At 58.5% G+C, this 16,175-nt stretch carries 17 protein-coding genes and 1 tRNA gene; 6 read left to right on the forward strand and 12 right to left on the reverse strand.

From position 1 onward, the window contains the following. Positions 1 to 37 precede the first annotated feature (37 nt). Positions 38 to 505: a DUF2948 family protein gene (locus IG617_RS15875; protein WP_420826154.1), complete on the reverse strand. Its 468-nt coding sequence runs from the start codon at positions 503 to 505 to the stop codon at positions 38 to 40. A 263-nt stretch (positions 506 to 768) separates the two neighbouring features. On the opposite strand from IG617_RS15875, the gene IG617_RS15880 reads away from it, so the two are divergent. Further along, positions 769 to 1,302, forward strand: a complete 534-nt coding sequence (locus tag IG617_RS15880; protein ID WP_192110248.1) for a DUF3124 domain-containing protein — start codon at positions 769 to 771, stop codon at positions 1,300 to 1,302. 2 nt (positions 1,303 to 1,304) lie between these two features. Here IG617_RS15880 and murA read toward each other — a convergent pair whose 3' ends face one another. Together murA and IG617_RS15890 are read right to left on the reverse strand one after the other, a co-directional pair. Next, positions 1,305 to 2,594, reverse strand: coding sequence for a UDP-N-acetylglucosamine 1-carboxyvinyltransferase (gene murA / locus IG617_RS15885; protein ID WP_153771081.1), 1,290 nt, complete (start codon positions 2,592 to 2,594; stop codon positions 1,305 to 1,307). A 177-nt stretch (positions 2,595 to 2,771) separates the two neighbouring features. After that, complete coding sequence (locus IG617_RS15890; protein ID WP_192110249.1) at positions 2,772 to 2,966, reverse strand: hypothetical protein; 195 nt, start codon at positions 2,964 to 2,966, stop codon at positions 2,772 to 2,774. Positions 2,967 to 3,465: 499 nt separating this feature from the next. On the opposite strand from IG617_RS15890, the gene IG617_RS15895 reads away from it, so the two are divergent. Continuing rightward, positions 3,466 to 3,540 (forward strand) — tRNA-Thr (locus IG617_RS15895). A 148-nt stretch (positions 3,541 to 3,688) separates the two neighbouring features. Here the strand turns inward: IG617_RS15895 and IG617_RS15900 are convergent. The 4 genes from IG617_RS15900 to IG617_RS15915 form a co-directional block, all read right to left on the reverse strand. Further along, on the reverse strand, positions 3,689 to 4,522 hold the full coding sequence (locus IG617_RS15900; protein ID WP_192110250.1) for a metal ABC transporter permease: 834 nt from the start codon (positions 4,520 to 4,522) through the stop codon (positions 3,689 to 3,691). Continuing rightward, positions 4,522 to 5,391: a metal ABC transporter permease gene (locus IG617_RS15905; protein WP_192110251.1), complete on the reverse strand. Its 870-nt coding sequence runs from the start codon at positions 5,389 to 5,391 to the stop codon at positions 4,522 to 4,524. Before IG617_RS15905 ends, IG617_RS15900 begins: the two co-directional genes overlap by 1 nt. Then, on the reverse strand, positions 5,391 to 6,317 hold the full coding sequence (locus IG617_RS15910; protein WP_289032845.1) for a manganese/iron ABC transporter ATP-binding protein: 927 nt from the start codon (positions 6,315 to 6,317) through the stop codon (positions 5,391 to 5,393). The genes IG617_RS15905 and IG617_RS15910 overlap by 1 nt, the downstream gene beginning before the upstream one ends. Before the next feature lie 69 nt (positions 6,318 to 6,386). Then, complete coding sequence (locus IG617_RS15915; RefSeq protein ID WP_192110252.1) at positions 6,387 to 7,298, reverse strand: metal ABC transporter substrate-binding protein; 912 nt, start codon at positions 7,296 to 7,298, stop codon at positions 6,387 to 6,389. A 332-nt stretch (positions 7,299 to 7,630) separates the two neighbouring features. On the opposite strand from IG617_RS15915, the gene IG617_RS15920 reads away from it, so the two are divergent. Both IG617_RS15920 and IG617_RS15925 read left to right on the forward strand, forming a co-directional pair. Continuing rightward, on the forward strand, positions 7,631 to 8,938 hold the full coding sequence (locus IG617_RS15920) for a UDP-glucose dehydrogenase family protein (protein ID WP_192110253.1): 1,308 nt from the start codon (positions 7,631 to 7,633) through the stop codon (positions 8,936 to 8,938). 116 nt (positions 8,939 to 9,054) lie between these two features. Next, a complete protein-coding gene (locus IG617_RS15925) occupies positions 9,055 to 9,753 on the forward strand; it encodes a sugar transferase (RefSeq protein WP_209008549.1) in 699 nt (232 codons plus the stop codon). Between the two features lie 18 nt (positions 9,754 to 9,771). Here IG617_RS15925 and aroQ read toward each other — a convergent pair whose 3' ends face one another. Further along, complete coding sequence (gene aroQ, locus IG617_RS15930; RefSeq protein WP_192110254.1) at positions 9,772 to 10,209, reverse strand: type II 3-dehydroquinate dehydratase; 438 nt, start codon at positions 10,207 to 10,209, stop codon at positions 9,772 to 9,774. Between the two features lie 217 nt (positions 10,210 to 10,426). Between aroQ and IG617_RS15935 the strand changes: the two genes are divergently transcribed. Then, on the forward strand, positions 10,427 to 10,636 hold the full coding sequence (locus IG617_RS15935; RefSeq protein WP_192110255.1) for a hypothetical protein: 210 nt from the start codon (positions 10,427 to 10,429) through the stop codon (positions 10,634 to 10,636). A 56-nt stretch (positions 10,637 to 10,692) separates the two neighbouring features. On the opposite strand, the gene IG617_RS15940 is transcribed toward IG617_RS15935, so the two are convergent. Next, positions 10,693 to 11,235, reverse strand: coding sequence for a response regulator (locus IG617_RS15940; protein WP_209004008.1), 543 nt, complete (start codon positions 11,233 to 11,235; stop codon positions 10,693 to 10,695). Between the two features lie 339 nt (positions 11,236 to 11,574). On the opposite strand from IG617_RS15940, the gene hemA reads away from it, so the two are divergent. Continuing rightward, positions 11,575 to 12,861, forward strand: coding sequence for a 5-aminolevulinate synthase (hemA, locus tag IG617_RS15945; RefSeq protein WP_192110256.1), 1,287 nt, complete (start codon positions 11,575 to 11,577; stop codon positions 12,859 to 12,861). A 388-nt stretch (positions 12,862 to 13,249) separates the two neighbouring features. On the opposite strand, the gene ccoS is transcribed toward hemA, so the two are convergent. From ccoS to IG617_RS15960, 3 genes are read right to left on the reverse strand one after another with little or no spacing between them, the layout of a single operon-like run. After that, on the reverse strand, positions 13,250 to 13,426 hold the full coding sequence (gene ccoS / locus IG617_RS15950; protein WP_192110257.1) for a cbb3-type cytochrome oxidase assembly protein CcoS: 177 nt from the start codon (positions 13,424 to 13,426) through the stop codon (positions 13,250 to 13,252). Beyond that, positions 13,427 to 15,640: a heavy metal translocating P-type ATPase gene (locus tag IG617_RS15955; RefSeq protein ID WP_192110258.1), complete on the reverse strand. Its 2,214-nt coding sequence runs from the start codon at positions 15,638 to 15,640 to the stop codon at positions 13,427 to 13,429. Positions 15,641 to 15,651: 11 nt separating this feature from the next. Then, positions 15,652 to 16,170, reverse strand: a complete 519-nt coding sequence (locus IG617_RS15960; protein ID WP_192110259.1) for a FixH family protein — start codon at positions 16,168 to 16,170, stop codon at positions 15,652 to 15,654. Positions 16,171 to 16,175 lie beyond the last annotated feature (5 nt).

Genomic DNA, 16,175 nt, shown 5'->3' on the forward strand with positions numbered 1-16,175 from the left:
TGCATTGTCGCGACGGCCAACGCCGCCACCGTTGTTCTTAATCCAGTTCGTGGGTCGGCAGATTGGGCGTTCCCCAGGCTGCGCCCAGGTCCGAGAGCTGCACCTCAATGCAGCCGACCTCAAGCAACAGAACGCCGCCGCCGGCAAAATCCAGGCGGATACGACCGGCCGGCGCCTCGGTTTCCTCGAAGGTGACAGCAAGCAGTTCGAGCACTGCTGCCTTGGCATCCTGACGAATGCCGACCGCCTTCATGGAGCTGACCTGCGACACTGCAAGCGCTGCCCGGCGACGCTCATGTTCTTTGGTACGCTTGTCCGCCGCCTTGTCCCAGACGAAGCGATTCATGGCAAAGATCGCTCTCTGCTCCTTGGGAAGAAAGCGAATGTCGCCGACGGTCAGAACCGCGTCCTGAATGTGCGCGGACACGACCTCAAGGTCTTCGACATCCAGAGCGGCAAGTTTCAGCTGATCCATGGTGAAAGACACATTCCCTGTTTGGCCCATGTTTGGCTCATGCTTGGCCCATGTTTGGCGTGTTCCATGTTTGGCCTGCCTGCCCGCGCCGGTTTCCAGCGCCCGGCCAAACCGAACATCAGTTGTTTGATGACCTAGCGGCTAAAGCCGGATTTGACAATCCGGCAAAAGGAAAACTCGACTTTCACCAAATTAGTGCTCCACACGGGCCTCAACCTTGCCTAACCTGCAAACCGATGACCCCGTTCGCCCTATCGACGGCAGGCAACAGCCAACTTGATCAGAGAGCCCCAATGAAACTGCCACGCATCATGAGCAAACCTGTGACTCCGCTGATCCGCTGGTTTGGCATGCCCTTGCTCGCGGCAGCGATGACTGCGGGGATCTCGGGACCATCTGTCAGGGCTGAAAACCTGGATATCTCTCTCATACGTTCGCTTGGCGAGACATATTATGTGCCCGCCTATTCGCGCATTCAGACCTTCTCCGACCGGTCCGTCCTGCTTGCCGCAACGCTGACAATCCATAACGTCGACCCGCAGACGGACATCGTCATAGAGAAAGTCAGCTATCACGACGAAACGGGCGCAGAAGTGCGTGTATTGACCACCGAGGCCATCACGCTCGCGCCCTTTGGGTCCCATGATTTTCTGGTTCAGATCAATGACCAGACCGGTGGGCGCGGTGCCAACTTCATCGCGACCTGGCAGTCAGAGCGCCCTGCCCTCAGCCCGATCGTCGAAGCCGTCATGACCGGTGGGGCGGGCACACCCAGCCCCTCCTTCACCTCGCGCGGACGCGTCATTGAGCGCCAGAGCGCCGACTGACATCAGCCAGAGACGCGTTCGATCTGTGCACCGCAGCGGGTCAGCTTGTCTTCCAACCGCTCAAAGCCACGGTCGAGGTGATAGACGCGGTTGACCGTGGTTTCACCTTCCGCAGCCAGTCCAGCGATCACCAGAGAGACAGATGCGCGCAAGTCGGTCGCCATGACCGGTGCACCACGCAACGTGCCCACGCCATCAATGACGGCGGTGCGTCCGTCGATGCTGATCTGGGCACCCAGCCGTGCCAGCTCCTGCACGTGCATGAAGCGGTTTTCAAAAATCGTCTCTGTAATCCGGCTCTGCCCGCCGGCCTTGGTCATCAGCGCCATAAACTGGGCCTGGAGATCGGTCGGGAAGCCCGGGAACGGCTCGGTTGTCACGTCGACCGGCTGAATGCCATTGCCGTTGCGATAGACTTTCAGACCCTCACCGGTCTCGGTGATCTCCGCGCCGGTCTGGCGCAGGATATCCAGGGCATTCTCCAGAAGATCGGCGCGTGCGCCCTTCAAGAGCACATCGCCACCTGTCATGGCGACTGCCATTGCATAGGTGCCGGTCTCGATCCGGTCGGCCACGACGGCATGGTGGGCACCATGCAGACGCTTGACGCCCTGTATTCTGATGGTTGAGGTGCCCGCCCCCTCGATCTGCGCACCCATGGCGTTCAGGCAAGCGGCAAGATCGGCCACTTCGGGCTCACATGCAGCATTGACGATCTCGGTTTCACCTTCGGCCAGAGTTGCCGCCATCATGATGGTATGGGTCGCACCGACAGAGACCTTGGGAAACTCGACCCGATTGCCCTTGAGGCCACCGGGGGCCTTGACGACCACATAGCCGCCCTCGATCTCGATGTCGGCACCAAGCGCTGCCAGTCCATCAATAAAGAAATCAACCGGACGCGTGCCGATCGCGCAGCCGCCGGGGAGCGACACCCGCGCTTCATGCATGCGGGCCACAAGCGGCCCGACAACCCAAAAACTGGCGCGCATCTTTGAGACGAGCTCATAGGGCGCCGTGGTGTCGACAATCTCGCGGGCGGTCAGGTGAAGCGTCTGACCTTCCAGCTCATCCTGGCCGTTGCGCTTGCCATTGACCGAATAATCGACGCCATGATTGGACAGGATCTGGGTCAGCTGGGCAACATCACGCAGGCGCGGGACATTGGACAGTGTCAGGGTCTCGTCGGTTAGCAGCGATGCAATCATCAAAGGCAGAGCGGCGTTCTTGGCGCCGGAAATCGGAATGATGCCGTTGAGCTCTGCGCCGCCGACGACCTTAATGCTGTCCATGGTCCCACCCTGATGATCGATATGCGCCGGAAAGCTGACCGCGTGGCGCGAAAAATCCTAGAAACCCGGCATCTACACGCTCGATGTGGCCCATGCAAGGCAACAAGGGGGTTAACTTGAGGCGGCCGTCCCCTGAAAACCTAGAGAGCCACGCGCCGGAAACCGATGGATCTGTTTCTATTCCTCGACGCTGCCATCGCTCTTGCGCGCCTTGGCGGCGGACTTTCGCCGGCGCAGGTTCGCTCTCAAGGCCTGAGCCAAACGATCTTCCTTGGACTCCCTGGGCTTCTTCGGCGCGGCCTTGCCGGCTCCCTCGGAGGTCTCTGCCCCGGGATTGGCTGTATCCGCGTTCCCTGACTTGTCAGCAGTCATTTTCCCTACACCTCATCACGTCGGTCCCGGGTCCTGTTTTCCATTGAATGCCGGCCGATGACAAGATGCACCTGTCACGAGACCGACGGAGGAGACCGCTCCTGGCAAGGCGATGATAACTCATAGTGGTTTGCCCTAGGTGCTGACCGACTCAACGCTCGGCCCACCTCCACATCGCTCTTTCCACAGGCGGGAAAGTCGCCCTTCGAGAAAGCCTACGCCCGTCAAAGACGCCCGGAAACCTCAAGCAAATTGCCGCCTTTGCATCGCGGGAGGCACATCACCGCTAAGGACAGGCTATTGCGTTGCCGAAGCATTTTTAAAAACCGTGACTTGGCGCTTGCACGCCACCGCCAACTGTGGCAAAAGCCCCGCATTCCGGTTGGCAAGATCAACCGCTCAGGCACTTGCGCCTTGGGAATTTCGGGGTTCTGGACACTTCCATGAACCGGCCTCAGACACACTGACCGCACCGTATCCCAGACGCCCGCCACCAGATGCTGCCGTAGCTCAGGGGTAGAGCACTCCCTTGGTAAGGGAGAGGCCGAGAGTTCAAATCTCTCCGGCAGCACCATTTTCAAGCTAAGCATATCAATGACTCGTTGGCTCAGCGGAGCTCGATTTCGCGGCGCTGCGTCATTTCGGAACAGCTTTTCGCTTCCCAAGCGGGAGGCCTGAGAAGCGATTGGATGGGCTGGCTTGCATGCTGGAGCGTTGGGCCGTCAGGCCGCTATTCTATCTCTTTGAGCATTCTGGATCTGCCGCCAGACGAAGGCACAGATGAAGAGCAGCGTAAGAAAGAGAATGGTCGTCGGTGCCGGTGCGCTGTCGATCCAGAAACTGACGTAGACGCCCCCTGTCATTGCGAGGAGCGTGACCGCAATCGCTGTCAGCATCATGGGCAGGAACTGACGGGTCAGAAGGAATGCAATCGCTCCGGGCGCAATCAGGAGGCCGATGGCGAGGATCAGGCCGACAGCCTTGAGTGTCGCGACAATCGTCAGAGAGAGGATCGACAGTAGCCCATAGTGCAAGAGCTTGACTGGCAGACCCAACGCCTGGGCCTGGGCCGGGTCAAAGGCGTGAAGCAACAAATCCTTCCACTTGAAGGCCAGAGCAAAGGTGACGAAAGCCCCCACCAATCCAGCCGTCCAAAGGTCAGCGGATCCGACGCCCAGCATGTTGCCGAAGAGAATGTGGTCCAGATGCACGTTGGTCTCCACTTTCGTGTAGAGCACCATGCCGAAGCCAAACATGCCCGAGAAAACCACCCCCATCACCGTGTCCTGTTTCACCCGACTGTTGTCTTTCAGGTAGCCGGTGGCCAGCGCACATGTCATGCCCGCGCAAAATGCGCCTATCAGGAGCGGTATGTTGAGAATGTAGGCGATGACGACACCCGGCAGCACAGCATGGCTGACGGCATCGCCCATCAAAGACCAGCCTTTGAGCACCAGAAAGCACGAAAGCATCGCCGTTGGCGGAGCCAGGAGAATGGCGACCCAAAAGGCGTTTTGCATGAAGCCGAACTGAAACGGCAGCAGAAGATCTTCCATCAGGCGCGTCCCGTTTCTGCCGCGCGCAAAGCCTGCGCAGCGCGTCTCTTGGCGGCCAGCAAGCCATGCTTGGGCGCAAAGACAAAGACCAGCAAGAAGATCAATGTCTGCAGGGTGATGATGATCCCACCTGTCGCACCATCCAGGAAGAACGAGAGATAGGCGCCAGTGAAGCTCGTCACCGCGCCGATGGCAACACTCATCGCCAGGAGCTTTGGAAACCGGTCCGTCAAAAGGTAGGCCGTCGCCCCGGGCGTGACCACCATGGCGATCACCAGGAACGCACCAACCGTCTGCAGAGCCGCCACGCAGGAGGCGGAGAGCAACACAAAGAAGATGAAACGCAGGCGCTCCGGCTTGAGCCCGATGGACCGCGCATGGTTCTCGTCGAAGAAGGCGACCATGAGATCCTTCCACTTGAGCAGAAGAACAGTGAGCGAGACAAAGCCAATCACCGCAAGCTGTAGCGTGTCCTCCGGCGTGATCGCCAGGATATTGCCCATAATGATGGTGTTCACTGAAACCGGGACCGGGGAGACCGACACCATGAACAGCCCGAGGCCGAAGAAACTGGTGAAAATGATGCCGATGATGGCATCTTCCTTCAGGCCCGTACGCTGGTTGAGAAACAGCATGGAACCTGCCGCCAGACCGCCGGAGAGGAATGCGCCGAGCGCAAAAGGCAGCCCGAGCATATAGGCACCGGCAACACCTGGCACGATCGAATGGCTGAGCGCATCGCCGATCAGGGACCAGCCCTTGAGCATCAAGTAGGCCGACAGAAAGGCGCAGACACCGCCCACCAGCGCGCTCACCCACATGGCGTTGGTCATATAGCCGTAGCTGAAAGGTAGCAGCAGGGTTTCCATCACGACGCCTCTTCCGCAATCTCTGCACCGGCAGTGTCCGTAGGACCTGCATCCGTCTGGGTCAGCGTTCGCGTCTTGTCGTCATACATGACCACGGGCCGCTCATCGTCGGTGATGATTGTCACCGCGCGGGCATCGTCATCGTCATGCAAGTCGGCGCCACCCAGAACGAAGTGCCGCAGCACGCCGCCAAAGGCGACCTCGAGGTTTTCGCGGGTGAAGGTCGTTTCCGTCGGGCCATAGTTGAGCACCGTGCCCTTCACCAAAACGGTTTGATCGCAGAACTCAGGAACGGAACCGAGATTGTGGGTCGATACGAGCATGACTCGCCCTTCGTCGCGCAATTCGCGGAGTAGCTTGATGATTGCCTCCTCCGTCTGCACATCCACCCCGGTAAAGGGTTCATCGAGCAAGATCACCTGCCCGTCCTGGGCCAGGGCGCGGGCGAGAAACACACGCTTGCGCTGACCGCCTGAAAGCTCACCAATCTGGCGCTTTCGATAGTCGGACATGCCAACACGTTGCAATGCATGTTCAACAGCCTTTCGATCGGCGGCCGAAGGGATGCGCAAGAAGCCCATGCGGCCATAGCGCCCCATCATGACCACATCCTCGACCAGCACCGGAAAGGACCAATCGACTTCCTCTGCCTGAGGCACATAAGCGACGATGCCCTCTTTCAGCGCCGCTTTCACGGGCCGGCCGAGAATGCGGATCTCACCGCCGGCCAGCGGCAGAAACGCCATGATGGCCTTAAACAGGGTCGATTTACCGGCCCCATTGACACCGACGAGGGCCGCAATCGATCCCCGCGGGACCGTAAAACTGGCATCGCTCAACGCCGTCACGCCATTTCGGTAGGTCACCGTGACATGTTTGGCCGACAGCCCGGCCTCGCCTGCATTCAACTCTTCGCTACCGATCACAACACGCGTCCGTTTGTTATTGGCGGGGCCGTCTGCCCCACCTCCACGCCTATTTGCCCTAGAGCAAGATCATTCTTTCGCCGTTCCAGTCAGACCCAGTGCAACCGTTTCGGTGGTCACAAGCAGCAGGTCCAGGTAGGTCGGCACAGGACCATCAGCGTCCGAAAGGCTGTCCACATAGAGAACGCCACCGTAGCTCGCGCCGGTTTCTCGCGCCACCTGCTTGGCAGGGTCGGTGTTCACGGTGCTTTCGCAAAAGACCACCGGGATCTCATGATCACGAACTTCATCAATCACCTTGCGCACCTGCTGAGGTGTACCAGTTTGATCCGCATTCATTGGCCACAAATAGATTTCCTTGAGCCCCAAGTCGCGCGCCAGGTAGGAAAAGGCTCCTTCGCAGGTCGCGAGCCAACGCTGGTCTTCCGGCACGTCCGAAATCATCTGCTTCAGTGGCTCGATGGTCTCGCGAATCCTGACTTTGTAGGCCTCCGCGTTCGCTGCGTAGATCTCTGCATTCTCGGGATCCTGTGCCGCCATCGCTTCGCGAATATTGTCGACGTAAATCAGAGCGTTTTCCAGCGACATCCATGCATGCGGGTTTGGCTTGCCCTCATAACTGCCCTCATGGATGGAAATCGGCGAAATGCCGTCAGACAAGGTCGCGGATGGAAGGTCCTTGAGGTTGCTGAGGAACTGTTCGAACCAGAGTTCAAGGTTCATTCCGTTCCACAGGATCAGGTCTGCATCCTGAGCGCGGATCAGGTCTCTTGGCGTTGGTTGATAGCCGTGGATCTCGGCTCCAGGCTTTGTCACCGACTCCACGATGGCAGCATCACCAGCGACGTTTTTGGCCATGTCCGCCAGAACGGTGAAGGTCGTGACGACCTTGAGTTTTTCGTCCGCGATCGCCGAGGACCCGGCGATGCATCCCACGGCGACCGCCGTTCCCAACACGTATTTCGACCATGCGTATTTCATTGCTGCGCTCCTGATGTGCCCGTCATGAGACAAATATGCCGAGCGCAGATCGAATGTCAATGCTATTAGGAATTATTTGCAAAAAGGATTATTTTCCTCTTCTTGGCAGCGCAACATCCTCATGAAGGGCCGTCGTCTAAGCGCGCACTTTCAGCCGGGCGGAGATTGCAGCGACTGAGCTTCTGGGCAATTATCGCAAGGGTAGCTATGGACAGGTGCCGCCGTCATGTTAAAGCAACATCCGACTGTTAGCGGCTGAACCATATAACTGACGAAGAACCGGCTCGCGGAACGCGACTTTCCGCAAATGCCCAGTTGATCGGAATGAGACTATGCGCGTTGCAATGATTGGAACCGGTTATGTCGGGCTTGTGTCCGGGGCCTGTTTTGCGGACTTTGGTCATGTGGTGACCTGCATCGACAAGGACGCCTCCAAGATCGATGCCCTGAACGGTGGCGAAATCCCGATCTATGAGCCGGGCCTGCAACAGCTGGTCGCCAAGAATGTCGATGAAGAGCGCCTTTTCTTCACCACAGATCCGAAGACGGCCATTGCCGAGGCGGACGCAGTCTTCATTGCCGTTGGCACGCCCACCCGCCGCGGCGACGGCCATGCGGATCTGTCCTACGTCTATGCTGCCTCCGAAGAGATCGCTGGTCTTATCGATGGCTTTACGGTTGTCGTCACCAAGTCGACCGTGCCGGTTGGCACCGGCGACGAGGTCGAGGCCATCATTGCCAAGACCAATCCGGATGCGCAGTTTGCCGTTGTCTCCAATCCGGAATTCCTACGTGAAGGCGCTGCCATCAGCGACTTCAAGCGTCCGGACCGTGTGGTCGTGGGCACGGACAGCGAGGACGCTGCCAAGGTCATGCGCGAGCTCTACCGGCCGCTGTTCCTCAACGAGACACCGATCATCGTCACCCAGCGCCGCACGTCCGAGCTGATCAAATATGCCGCCAACGCCTTCCTGGCGGTGAAGATCACCTTCATCAACGAGATCGCGGACCTTTGCGAGAAGGTCGGTGCCAATGTGCAGGAAGTCTCCCGTGGCATCGGGCTGGACAACCGCATCGGCAACAAGTTCCTGCATGCAGGCCCCGGCTATGGCGGATCCTGTTTCCCGAAGGACACGCTGGCGCTGTCCAGGATCGGCCAGGATGCGGGCTCGGAGCTGAAGATCGTCGACAGCGTCATTGAGGTGAATGCGGCACGCAAGAAGAAGATGGCGGACAAGGTGATTGCCCACATGGGCGGCGACGTCAGTGGCAAGACCATCGCCCTCCTCGGCCTTGCCTTCAAGCCCAACACCGATGACATGCGCGAAGCGCCCTCCATCGACATTGTCGCCAAGCTGCAAGAGGCTGGCGCCAGGATCCGCGCCTATGACCCCGCCTCCATGGCAGAAGCCTCGCACCTGATGAGCGATGTTCTGTTCTGTGACGGGCCCTATCACGCGATCGAAAACGCCGATGCGGTGGTTATTGTCACCGAATGGGACCAGTTCCGCGCGCTTGACCTCGACCGGGTCCGCCAGACGCTCACCGCGCCCAATGTCATCGACCTCAGGAACATCTACCAGAGCGATTACATGATCGAACGCGGCTTCAAATACACAAGCGTTGGGCGAGCGTATTAGGCGCCCGCGTCGCGGCATCACACGGCGCTCTGGCGTTAACCACCTTTCGGCTTTAACCTTGGGTTAACCATAGGAAATCGCTACATTTCCTCTCAAACAAGAGGGAGTGAAATAGGGTGCCTCCAGTCGCACTTGTCGATAGAACTCCGCCCAATGGTGCGAAGCGCCAGACGCCGCATATGGCAATTTCACACGCCTTGCCGGATGGGCGACGCTACACCCGTCTGAAGCGGCTGTTTGACATTGCCGGGGCGGTGTTCGGCATCGTGTTGCTCGCGCCGCTGATGGCGGGGATTGCCGTTGCGATCAAGGTGAACAGCGCCGGACCGGTTCTCTTCCGGCAGACGCGTCACGGCCTCAATGGATCGACCTTCACGGCGCTCAAGTTCAGATCCATGTACGTCGATCTTGGTGATACAAGCGGGCGGCTGCAGACCGTGCGGGACGACCCACGGATCACGCCGGCCGGACGTTTTCTGCGCAAGAGCAACTTCGACGAACTGCCGCAGCTGTTCAATGTCCTGAAGGGCGAAATGTCATTGGTCGGGCCACGCCCTCATGTCCCGGGCATGCTGGCCGCCAATCTGCCTTATGAAGAATTCGATCCGCGCTATCATCAACGCCACCGGATCAAGCCCGGTATCACCGGGCTTGCGCAGGTCAACGGCTGTCGCGGTGAGACCAAGGATCCCCATGCTGCGCGTATGCGACTGGACTACGACCTTGCCTATGTCGCGCGTCACTCGCCGCTTCTCGACATCAAGATCATCTTCAAGACGATTGTTCACGAGTTCTTCAAGGGCAACGGCTACTAGCAGCCGCCCCAAGCCACATCATCGGCCGAGCAGGCGAATGAGCCTGAGAAGCGCCAACTCGTACCCCTGCGCACCACAGCCGGCGATGACGCCGTCAGCCCTCAGAGACACATAGGAGTGATGGCGAAAGCTCTCTCGCTTGTGCACGTTGGAAATATGCACCTCGAACACCGGGCGTTCGAAAGTGCCGAGCGCGTCCAAAAGGGCCACTGAGGTGTGCGTATAGGCTGCGGGATTTATGATGATGCCGCAGGCGTCTTCCCGGGCCTCATGGATCCAATCGATCAGCTGGTGTTCCGCATTGCTTTGTAGAAAGCGGACTTTCAGGCCATTTGCCTCGGCGATCTGCCCGCAGGCCACCTCAATATCCTGAAGTGTTTCCTTGCCGTAGATCTCCGGCTGACGCTTTCCCAGCAGATTCAGGTTTGGGCCATTCAAGATATAGACGGTTTGCAAGACGTTCCCCTGTCTCCCCGGTCTTCCCAGGAAGACCACTTTCTCTTCCGGTATAATATCAGGTGTTTAAGGACCTGTGTGCATTCGCGCACGGAAACACGAAAGAGGATCAGGCCACAAATACGAACGCTCCCCTTTGAGGCCCACCCGCGCTTCATTTAAGCAAATTTAACCATAATCGGAGAAATTCTATCACGGCACATGGGAGTAAGTTTGCATGGTGGAATTGAAGAAGACGCTCGACACGCTGGAAGCCTTCAATCTGGCCATCGAGGGGCTACGTCATCTGCCCCCGGAGACGCTCTCCAAGTTTCTGCTGGCGCACTACACGGTCGATCTGGATCTCATGAGCGAATTTCTCGTCGCGGCGCTCGCCACCGAACAAGAAGTGCCGCTCACAGCCCCTGCCATCAGCCGCGCGGCCTGAGTCCGTTCAGAGAGAGTTGAGCTTGAAAACTCGTGCGGTATCGCACAAGGCGTAGCTTATCCGATGGCTGCGACATCTGGTTTCGGCTGACCGCCTTGCGGCCCATTCGGATCGCCAGGACCACCAGGTGCGCCCTGCCAAATTTTCTGACGATTGCGAATTTCGCGCGGCGCGGGACCGAAGTAGGTCGCGGTCTTGATAAAGTCTCGCGGATGAAGAACCACACTGGATACACGCTGGTAGAGTGCTTTTGCCGAGATAGGTTTCGACAGAAGTTCGTGTACACCCAACCGCCGGGCTTCAACGATCCGGCTGCGCTCCGTGTGCGCCGTCACCATGATGATCGGAATATAGGCGAAGGGATTGTTTGGACTGCGGATCATGCGCACCATATCCGCGCCGTCGAGGATCGGCATGACCCAGTCCATAATCAGAATATCGGGGTTTGCACGGTCCATCGCTTCCAGACCGGACGCGCCGTCTTCAGCCTCGACAATGCGACGCGCGCCAAAACCCTGCAACATCGTGCGTAGGATCGTACGCATATATGCACTGTCTTCGACCAGCAAAAACGTCAGTGAAGAAAGATCAACACTCACCTAGCAAACCTCCATGTCACCCCACAATTGGCAGGAAATTCTGAAAATTGAGTTATTAATGTTCAAGAAGAGCTAAATCTCTCGATGACAGACACTTCGGATCATGGCAGGAAAGTCTCGATGTCCCGTTTTGAAGACAGGCTTGAGTCTGCAAGAAATTTGAAAAACTTGCGCTCGATCAATTACCTTGTTTGCTCAGCAGGTTAGCAAGAAGGTGAAAGCAACAGGCAGCGAGGACTGCCGAACGGGTTCTTCGAGCGCGTCAATCTGCCGTTAGACTTTAAGGGTTTGACTGGCTAGGGTCCGCCAAAGACGTCAGAGAAGAATAAGGTTCATGGAATGAACTACGAAGAAACCTTTGAACGTGCGATTGACGCCCTTCGGGATGAAAAGCGCTATCGGGTTTTCGCCGATCTGGAGAGGATCGCCGGGGAATTTCCAAAAGCAGTTTGGCGCGCCGAGAATGGCCTCGAGCGCGACATTACGGTTTGGTGTTCCAACGATTACCTGGGCATGGGTCAGAACCCAGCCGTTATTGCTGCGCTGACGCAAGCTGCCGAGAAAATGGGAGCAGGCGCGGGTGGCACCCGGAATATTTCAGGCACCAATCACCCCCTGGTGCAGCTCGAACGAGAGCTTGCCGACCTTCACGGCAAGGACGCGGCGCTCGTCTTCACGTCCGGTTTTGTCTCCAACGAAGCCTCGATTTCGACCATCGCAAAATTGCTGCCTGATTGCCTCATCCTCTCCGACCAGCTCAATCATGCATCCATGATTGCCGGTGTGCGCGGATCGGGCACTGCCAAGCAGGTGTGGCGTCACAACGATCTGGAACACCTGGAAGACCTTCTCAAGGCGGCCGGCAATGAGCGCGCAAAGCTGATCGTGTTTGAATCCGTCTATTCGATGGATGGCGACATCGCCCCGATCGAGCAGATCGCCGACCTTGCCGACAAGTACAACGCCATGACCTACATCGACGAGGTACACGCTGTAGGCATGTATGGCGAGCGCGGTGCAGGCATCTGCGAACGCGACGGGGTGATGGACCGTATCGACGTGATCGAAGGCACCATGGCCAAGGCATTTGGCGTGATGGGCGGCTATATCACGGCACGGCAGTCAATTGTCGACGCGGTGCGCTCCTATGCGCCGGGATTCATCTTCACCACAGCCATACCGCCAAGTCTTGCGGCAGCCGCCTGCACGTCGATCCGCCATCTCAAAACATCTCAGAGCGAACGCACTGCGCATCAGCGCCAGGCCCAACGCACAAAAGAGGCACTGAGCGCAGCTGGCCTCCCCGTGATGCTGTCTGAGACCCATATCGTGCCGGTGCTGGTCGCCAATCCTGACCTTTGCAAGAAGGCCAGTGACATGCTGCTGGACAAGCATGGCATCTACATCCAGCCCATCAATTACCCAACGGTTCCGCGTGGAACCGAGCGTTTGCGGATCACACCCACACCGCTTCACGACGATGCGCTGATCGACCACCTGAAGAACGCCCTCATCGATGTCTGGGACGTGCTCGGACTGCCGAAGGGCACGGTCGATGCGGACTGCAATATCGTTGATGCCAATGGCAACGTGGCCCAGGCGATTTATCCGGCAGCAGGCGGTTAAGTCGCCCGATCAAAGTCTCAGCCGCATTTTCACACCTTGGTATTGTTGCTGAGCATTAACGCCTTTTACAACTCCTGATTAACGAGACTTTTAGCGCTTTGGGTGCCCAATGAAAGGCATCCCAAGGGGTCGTTGCCCCTGCGTGAAACCGTGTTGCAGGTCCCAAATGCCATCGAGCCGCATGTCACAAGACGACATAGAGCTACTTTCTTCCGCAAAAGTGGAGAGAGAAACAAGGCCTGCCGGACGAGGTATGCCTTCGCCCTCGTCGTGGAAGGAAAACGCGCTGCTTGTCTCAGGCCTTGGCCTGGTGCTGGTTGCCGCAAGCATGGTTGTCACGACGCTTTTCTCCTGAAGGCGCTCGCACTACGAAGAATGCCAACTGCTCCTAGCTCTCGCTGGTCTTCTTTTCTGCAGGCACGTCCAAGTCATCGTCCTCGAGAATACGCCATTTGGCACCTTCCAGGTCTTCGAATTGACCGCTTTTCAGCGACCATAGAAAGCCCGCCAGTCCGAGCAGACCGAGGAACAGCGCGATGGGTATGAGGTAAATGAGAACGTCCATTCAAAGCTCCGTGCGGGTCGAACCGCCATCTCCCCATCGCAGGCGAAGGGCGTTTGCCGTTACGGCAATCGAAGACGCCGACATGGCGACCGCCGCCATCAGTGGTGTGACCAGACCGGCGACGGCGATTGGAACCGCGACGACATTATAAAGCGCGGAGATCCAGAGGTTTTGCTCAATTGCCCTGCGCGCTCGTCGCGAGATTTGAAGCGCGTCAGCCACCGGCTGCAATTTGTCACCCAGAAAGACCGCATCTGCGGCGGCCTGAGACAGATGAACTGCGGTGACGGGCGACAAGGACACATGTGCGCCGGCCAGCGCGGGAGCGTCATTGAGACCGTCTCCGACCATAAGCACTTTCCGCCCTTGCTGCTTCAGTACTTCGAGATGGGCGATCTTGTCGCCGGGCTTCACCTCAGCCTGCCAGTTGGCAAGCCCAAGTTCATCGGCCACAGCCCGAACAGCCCCTTCCCGGTCGCCGGACAAAATTTCAAGCTGATACCCCAGCCCGGACAATTCTCTCATCACAGCGACGGCGTCTTGCCGCAGGGACTGGCGCAACGGCAAGAGCACGGCCGGTTCAGCGCCATGCTTCACGGCAATCACCGAGGCTCCAGGATGCATCATCAACAGCGCACCTATTTCCGCATCCGGAACGCCACAGAAAGCTGGACTTCCGAGGCGAAGAGCAAACCCGTCGACTGTGGTCTCGATCCCCGCTCCAGGTGTCTCCGAGACAGATCCAAACGGCCGCAGCGCGCCGCTCGCCTTCACCAATGCCGAGGACAGAGGATGGCGGCTTGAAAGCGCCAAGCGTCCGGCAAGTGCCAGAAGCTCATCAGATAGTTGCGCTTTATCAAGCAGGCAGGGCTCGGCGGTGGTCAGTGTTCCGGTCTTGTCGAAGACAATCGTATCCACATCCGACAAGCGTTCGATCGCATCGCCGGAGTTCAACAAGACCCCTGATTTGAAGAGCTGGCCCGAGGCCACAACCTGTACCGCCGGAACTGCCAGACCGAGAGCACAGGGGCAGGTGATAATTAAGACGGAGATCGCAATCACCAGAGCGGGCTGCCAATCTGCCCCGGCCAACATCCAGCCAGCGAAGGTCACCGCTGCGGCACCGTGCACGATGGGGGCATAAAGCTGCGCGGCACGGTCAGCCAGTCTGACATAGAGGGACTTTGCCTGGGTTGCCGTCTCCAGCAGTCGATTGACCTCATCCAGAAGCGTCGCACCTGTGGCAGCGCTGACCCGGACCTTTAGCGTTCCATCACCGTTCAAGGTGCCGGCATAGACCTGGGTGCCCTTTCCGACGGGATGCAAAACGGTTTCACCGGTCACGAGGCTCTGGTCGATTTCCGACCTTCCATCAACGACAACACCATCGACTGGAACCCGGTCACCGGCCATCACCAGAACCATGTCACCCGATTCAATCTTGGATAAAGGAACCTCGCGCACTGAGCCATCTGCTCCAATGCGCGCTGCAACTTCAGCCTTCAGGGCGGCTATGTTCTCGGCAAATGAGCGCGTACGGCCGCGCATGTTGTGATCCAGATAGCGGCCGACCAAAAGGAAGAACAGCAACATCACCGCGGATTCGAAATAGGCGTGATGCTGATGCTGCATGGTCTGGATCAGGGACAGCCCCACCGCCAGCGTGACGCCGATAACGATTGGCACATCCATGTTCAGCCGCCCTGCCCGCAAAGCGGTAAATGCACTCTTGAAGAACGGCCTTCCGGAATAGGCGACCGTCGGCAGGGCAATCAGTGCCGAGAGCCAATGAAAGAAATCGCGGGTTTCAGGTGTAATGTCGGTGGCATTTCCGGACCAGACGGAAACCGAGAGCAGCATGATGTTCATGCCGGCAAATCCGGCCACGGCCATACATCGCAAAAGGTTCTTGCCGGTCTGGTCCTGGCGGTCTTTCTGGCTCGCCGGATCAAAGGGATGGGCGGTATAGCCAAGCCTTGACAGCTCGGCGACGATCTCATCGGCGCCGGTCTGACCTGTGTCCCAATCCACCGCAAGCCGCTGGCTGGTCAGATTGACCCTGGCCTTCCGGATGCCAGGAAGGCGGGAGAGACCGCGTTCAATCTCCCCCATGCAGGCGGCGCAGGTGATGCCCTCCACCGCCAGATCCATATGCACCGCGCCCTCTTCGGCGGGGGTTACGAAAGCATCCCAATCGCGTGCGTGAACGTTCATGGGACCCTGGCTCACTCGGAAAGGAAAATGCGGTTCTCGGATCTGAACAGGCGCTCGTCGGCACTTTCAGCGTCCAGAACCATGTTCCAGTTTCCGGCCGCCAGAGCATCGGCTGTCCCGGTGTAGACGCCGCTCTCGCCCTCAACCAGCGCAACATCCAGATCCACGCCGTCATGGGTCGGATGATTGAGATGCGCGACAAAGGCCAGTCCGGTCAGCGGGGCGCCGAGCTTGTCTCGCGCCTCGACCTTGAGGGAGGCCCCGCCGTTTGCAGCACGTGTCAGATCGGCTTTCACCTGCCATCCGCGTTCAGTCTGGGCTTTGGCATCGGCGATTTCCTGATTGTAGGTCTGACCTGCCGTGTAGGAGCTCTCGACAACAACACCAGGGAAGGATCCGACAGCCAGCCAGATGAACACGGCATTCGCTGCAAAGATGACGGCAAAGAAACCGAGCAGCCAGAACAGAACGGTGCGCCCGGTGAAGGCCTTGGGGTCTTTGGGCATAGCGCCTTGATGCGTCGTGGTCATTTTCC

The sequence above is a fragment of the Roseibium polysiphoniae genome (assembly GCF_014842925.1).
In the GTDB taxonomy this organism is placed as follows: Bacteria; Pseudomonadota; Alphaproteobacteria; order Rhizobiales; family Stappiaceae; genus Roseibium; species Roseibium polysiphoniae.

What these genes read in the sequence shown, in the direction of transcription:
- hemA (WP_192110256.1), top strand. Translation starts at nt 11,575, where the DNA reads ATGAACTACGAAGAAACCTTTGAACGTGCGATTGACGCCCTTCGGGAT.
- IG617_RS15920 (WP_192110253.1), top strand. Translation starts at nt 7,631, where the DNA reads ATGCGCGTTGCAATGATTGGAACCGGTTATGTCGGGCTTGTGTCCGGG.
- ccoS (WP_192110257.1), bottom strand. Translation starts at nt 13,426, where the DNA reads ATGGACGTTCTCATTTACCTCATACCCATCGCGCTGTTCCTCGGTCTG.
- murA (WP_153771081.1), bottom strand. Translation starts at nt 2,594, where the DNA reads ATGGACAGCATTAAGGTCGTCGGCGGCGCAGAGCTCAACGGCATCATT.
- IG617_RS15875 (WP_420826154.1), bottom strand. Translation starts at nt 505, where the DNA reads ATGGGCCAAACAGGGAATGTGTCTTTCACCATGGATCAGCTGAAACTT.
- IG617_RS15905 (WP_192110251.1), bottom strand. Translation starts at nt 5,391, where the DNA reads ATGGAAACCCTGCTGCTACCTTTCAGCTACGGCTATATGACCAACGCC.
- IG617_RS15955 (WP_192110258.1), bottom strand. Translation starts at nt 15,640, where the DNA reads ATGAACGTTCACGCACGCGATTGGGATGCTTTCGTAACCCCCGCCGAA.
- IG617_RS15880 (WP_192110248.1), top strand. Translation starts at nt 769, where the DNA reads ATGAAACTGCCACGCATCATGAGCAAACCTGTGACTCCGCTGATCCGC.
- IG617_RS15890 (WP_192110249.1), bottom strand. Translation starts at nt 2,966, where the DNA reads ATGACTGCTGACAAGTCAGGGAACGCGGATACAGCCAATCCCGGGGCA.
- IG617_RS15935 (WP_192110255.1), top strand. Translation starts at nt 10,427, where the DNA reads ATGGTGGAATTGAAGAAGACGCTCGACACGCTGGAAGCCTTCAATCTG.
- IG617_RS15915 (WP_192110252.1), bottom strand. Translation starts at nt 7,298, where the DNA reads ATGAAATACGCATGGTCGAAATACGTGTTGGGAACGGCGGTCGCCGTG.
- IG617_RS15960 (WP_192110259.1), bottom strand. Translation starts at nt 16,170, where the DNA reads ATGACCACGACGCATCAAGGCGCTATGCCCAAAGACCCCAAGGCCTTC.
- IG617_RS15900 (WP_192110250.1), bottom strand. Translation starts at nt 4,522, where the DNA reads ATGGAAGATCTTCTGCTGCCGTTTCAGTTCGGCTTCATGCAAAACGCC.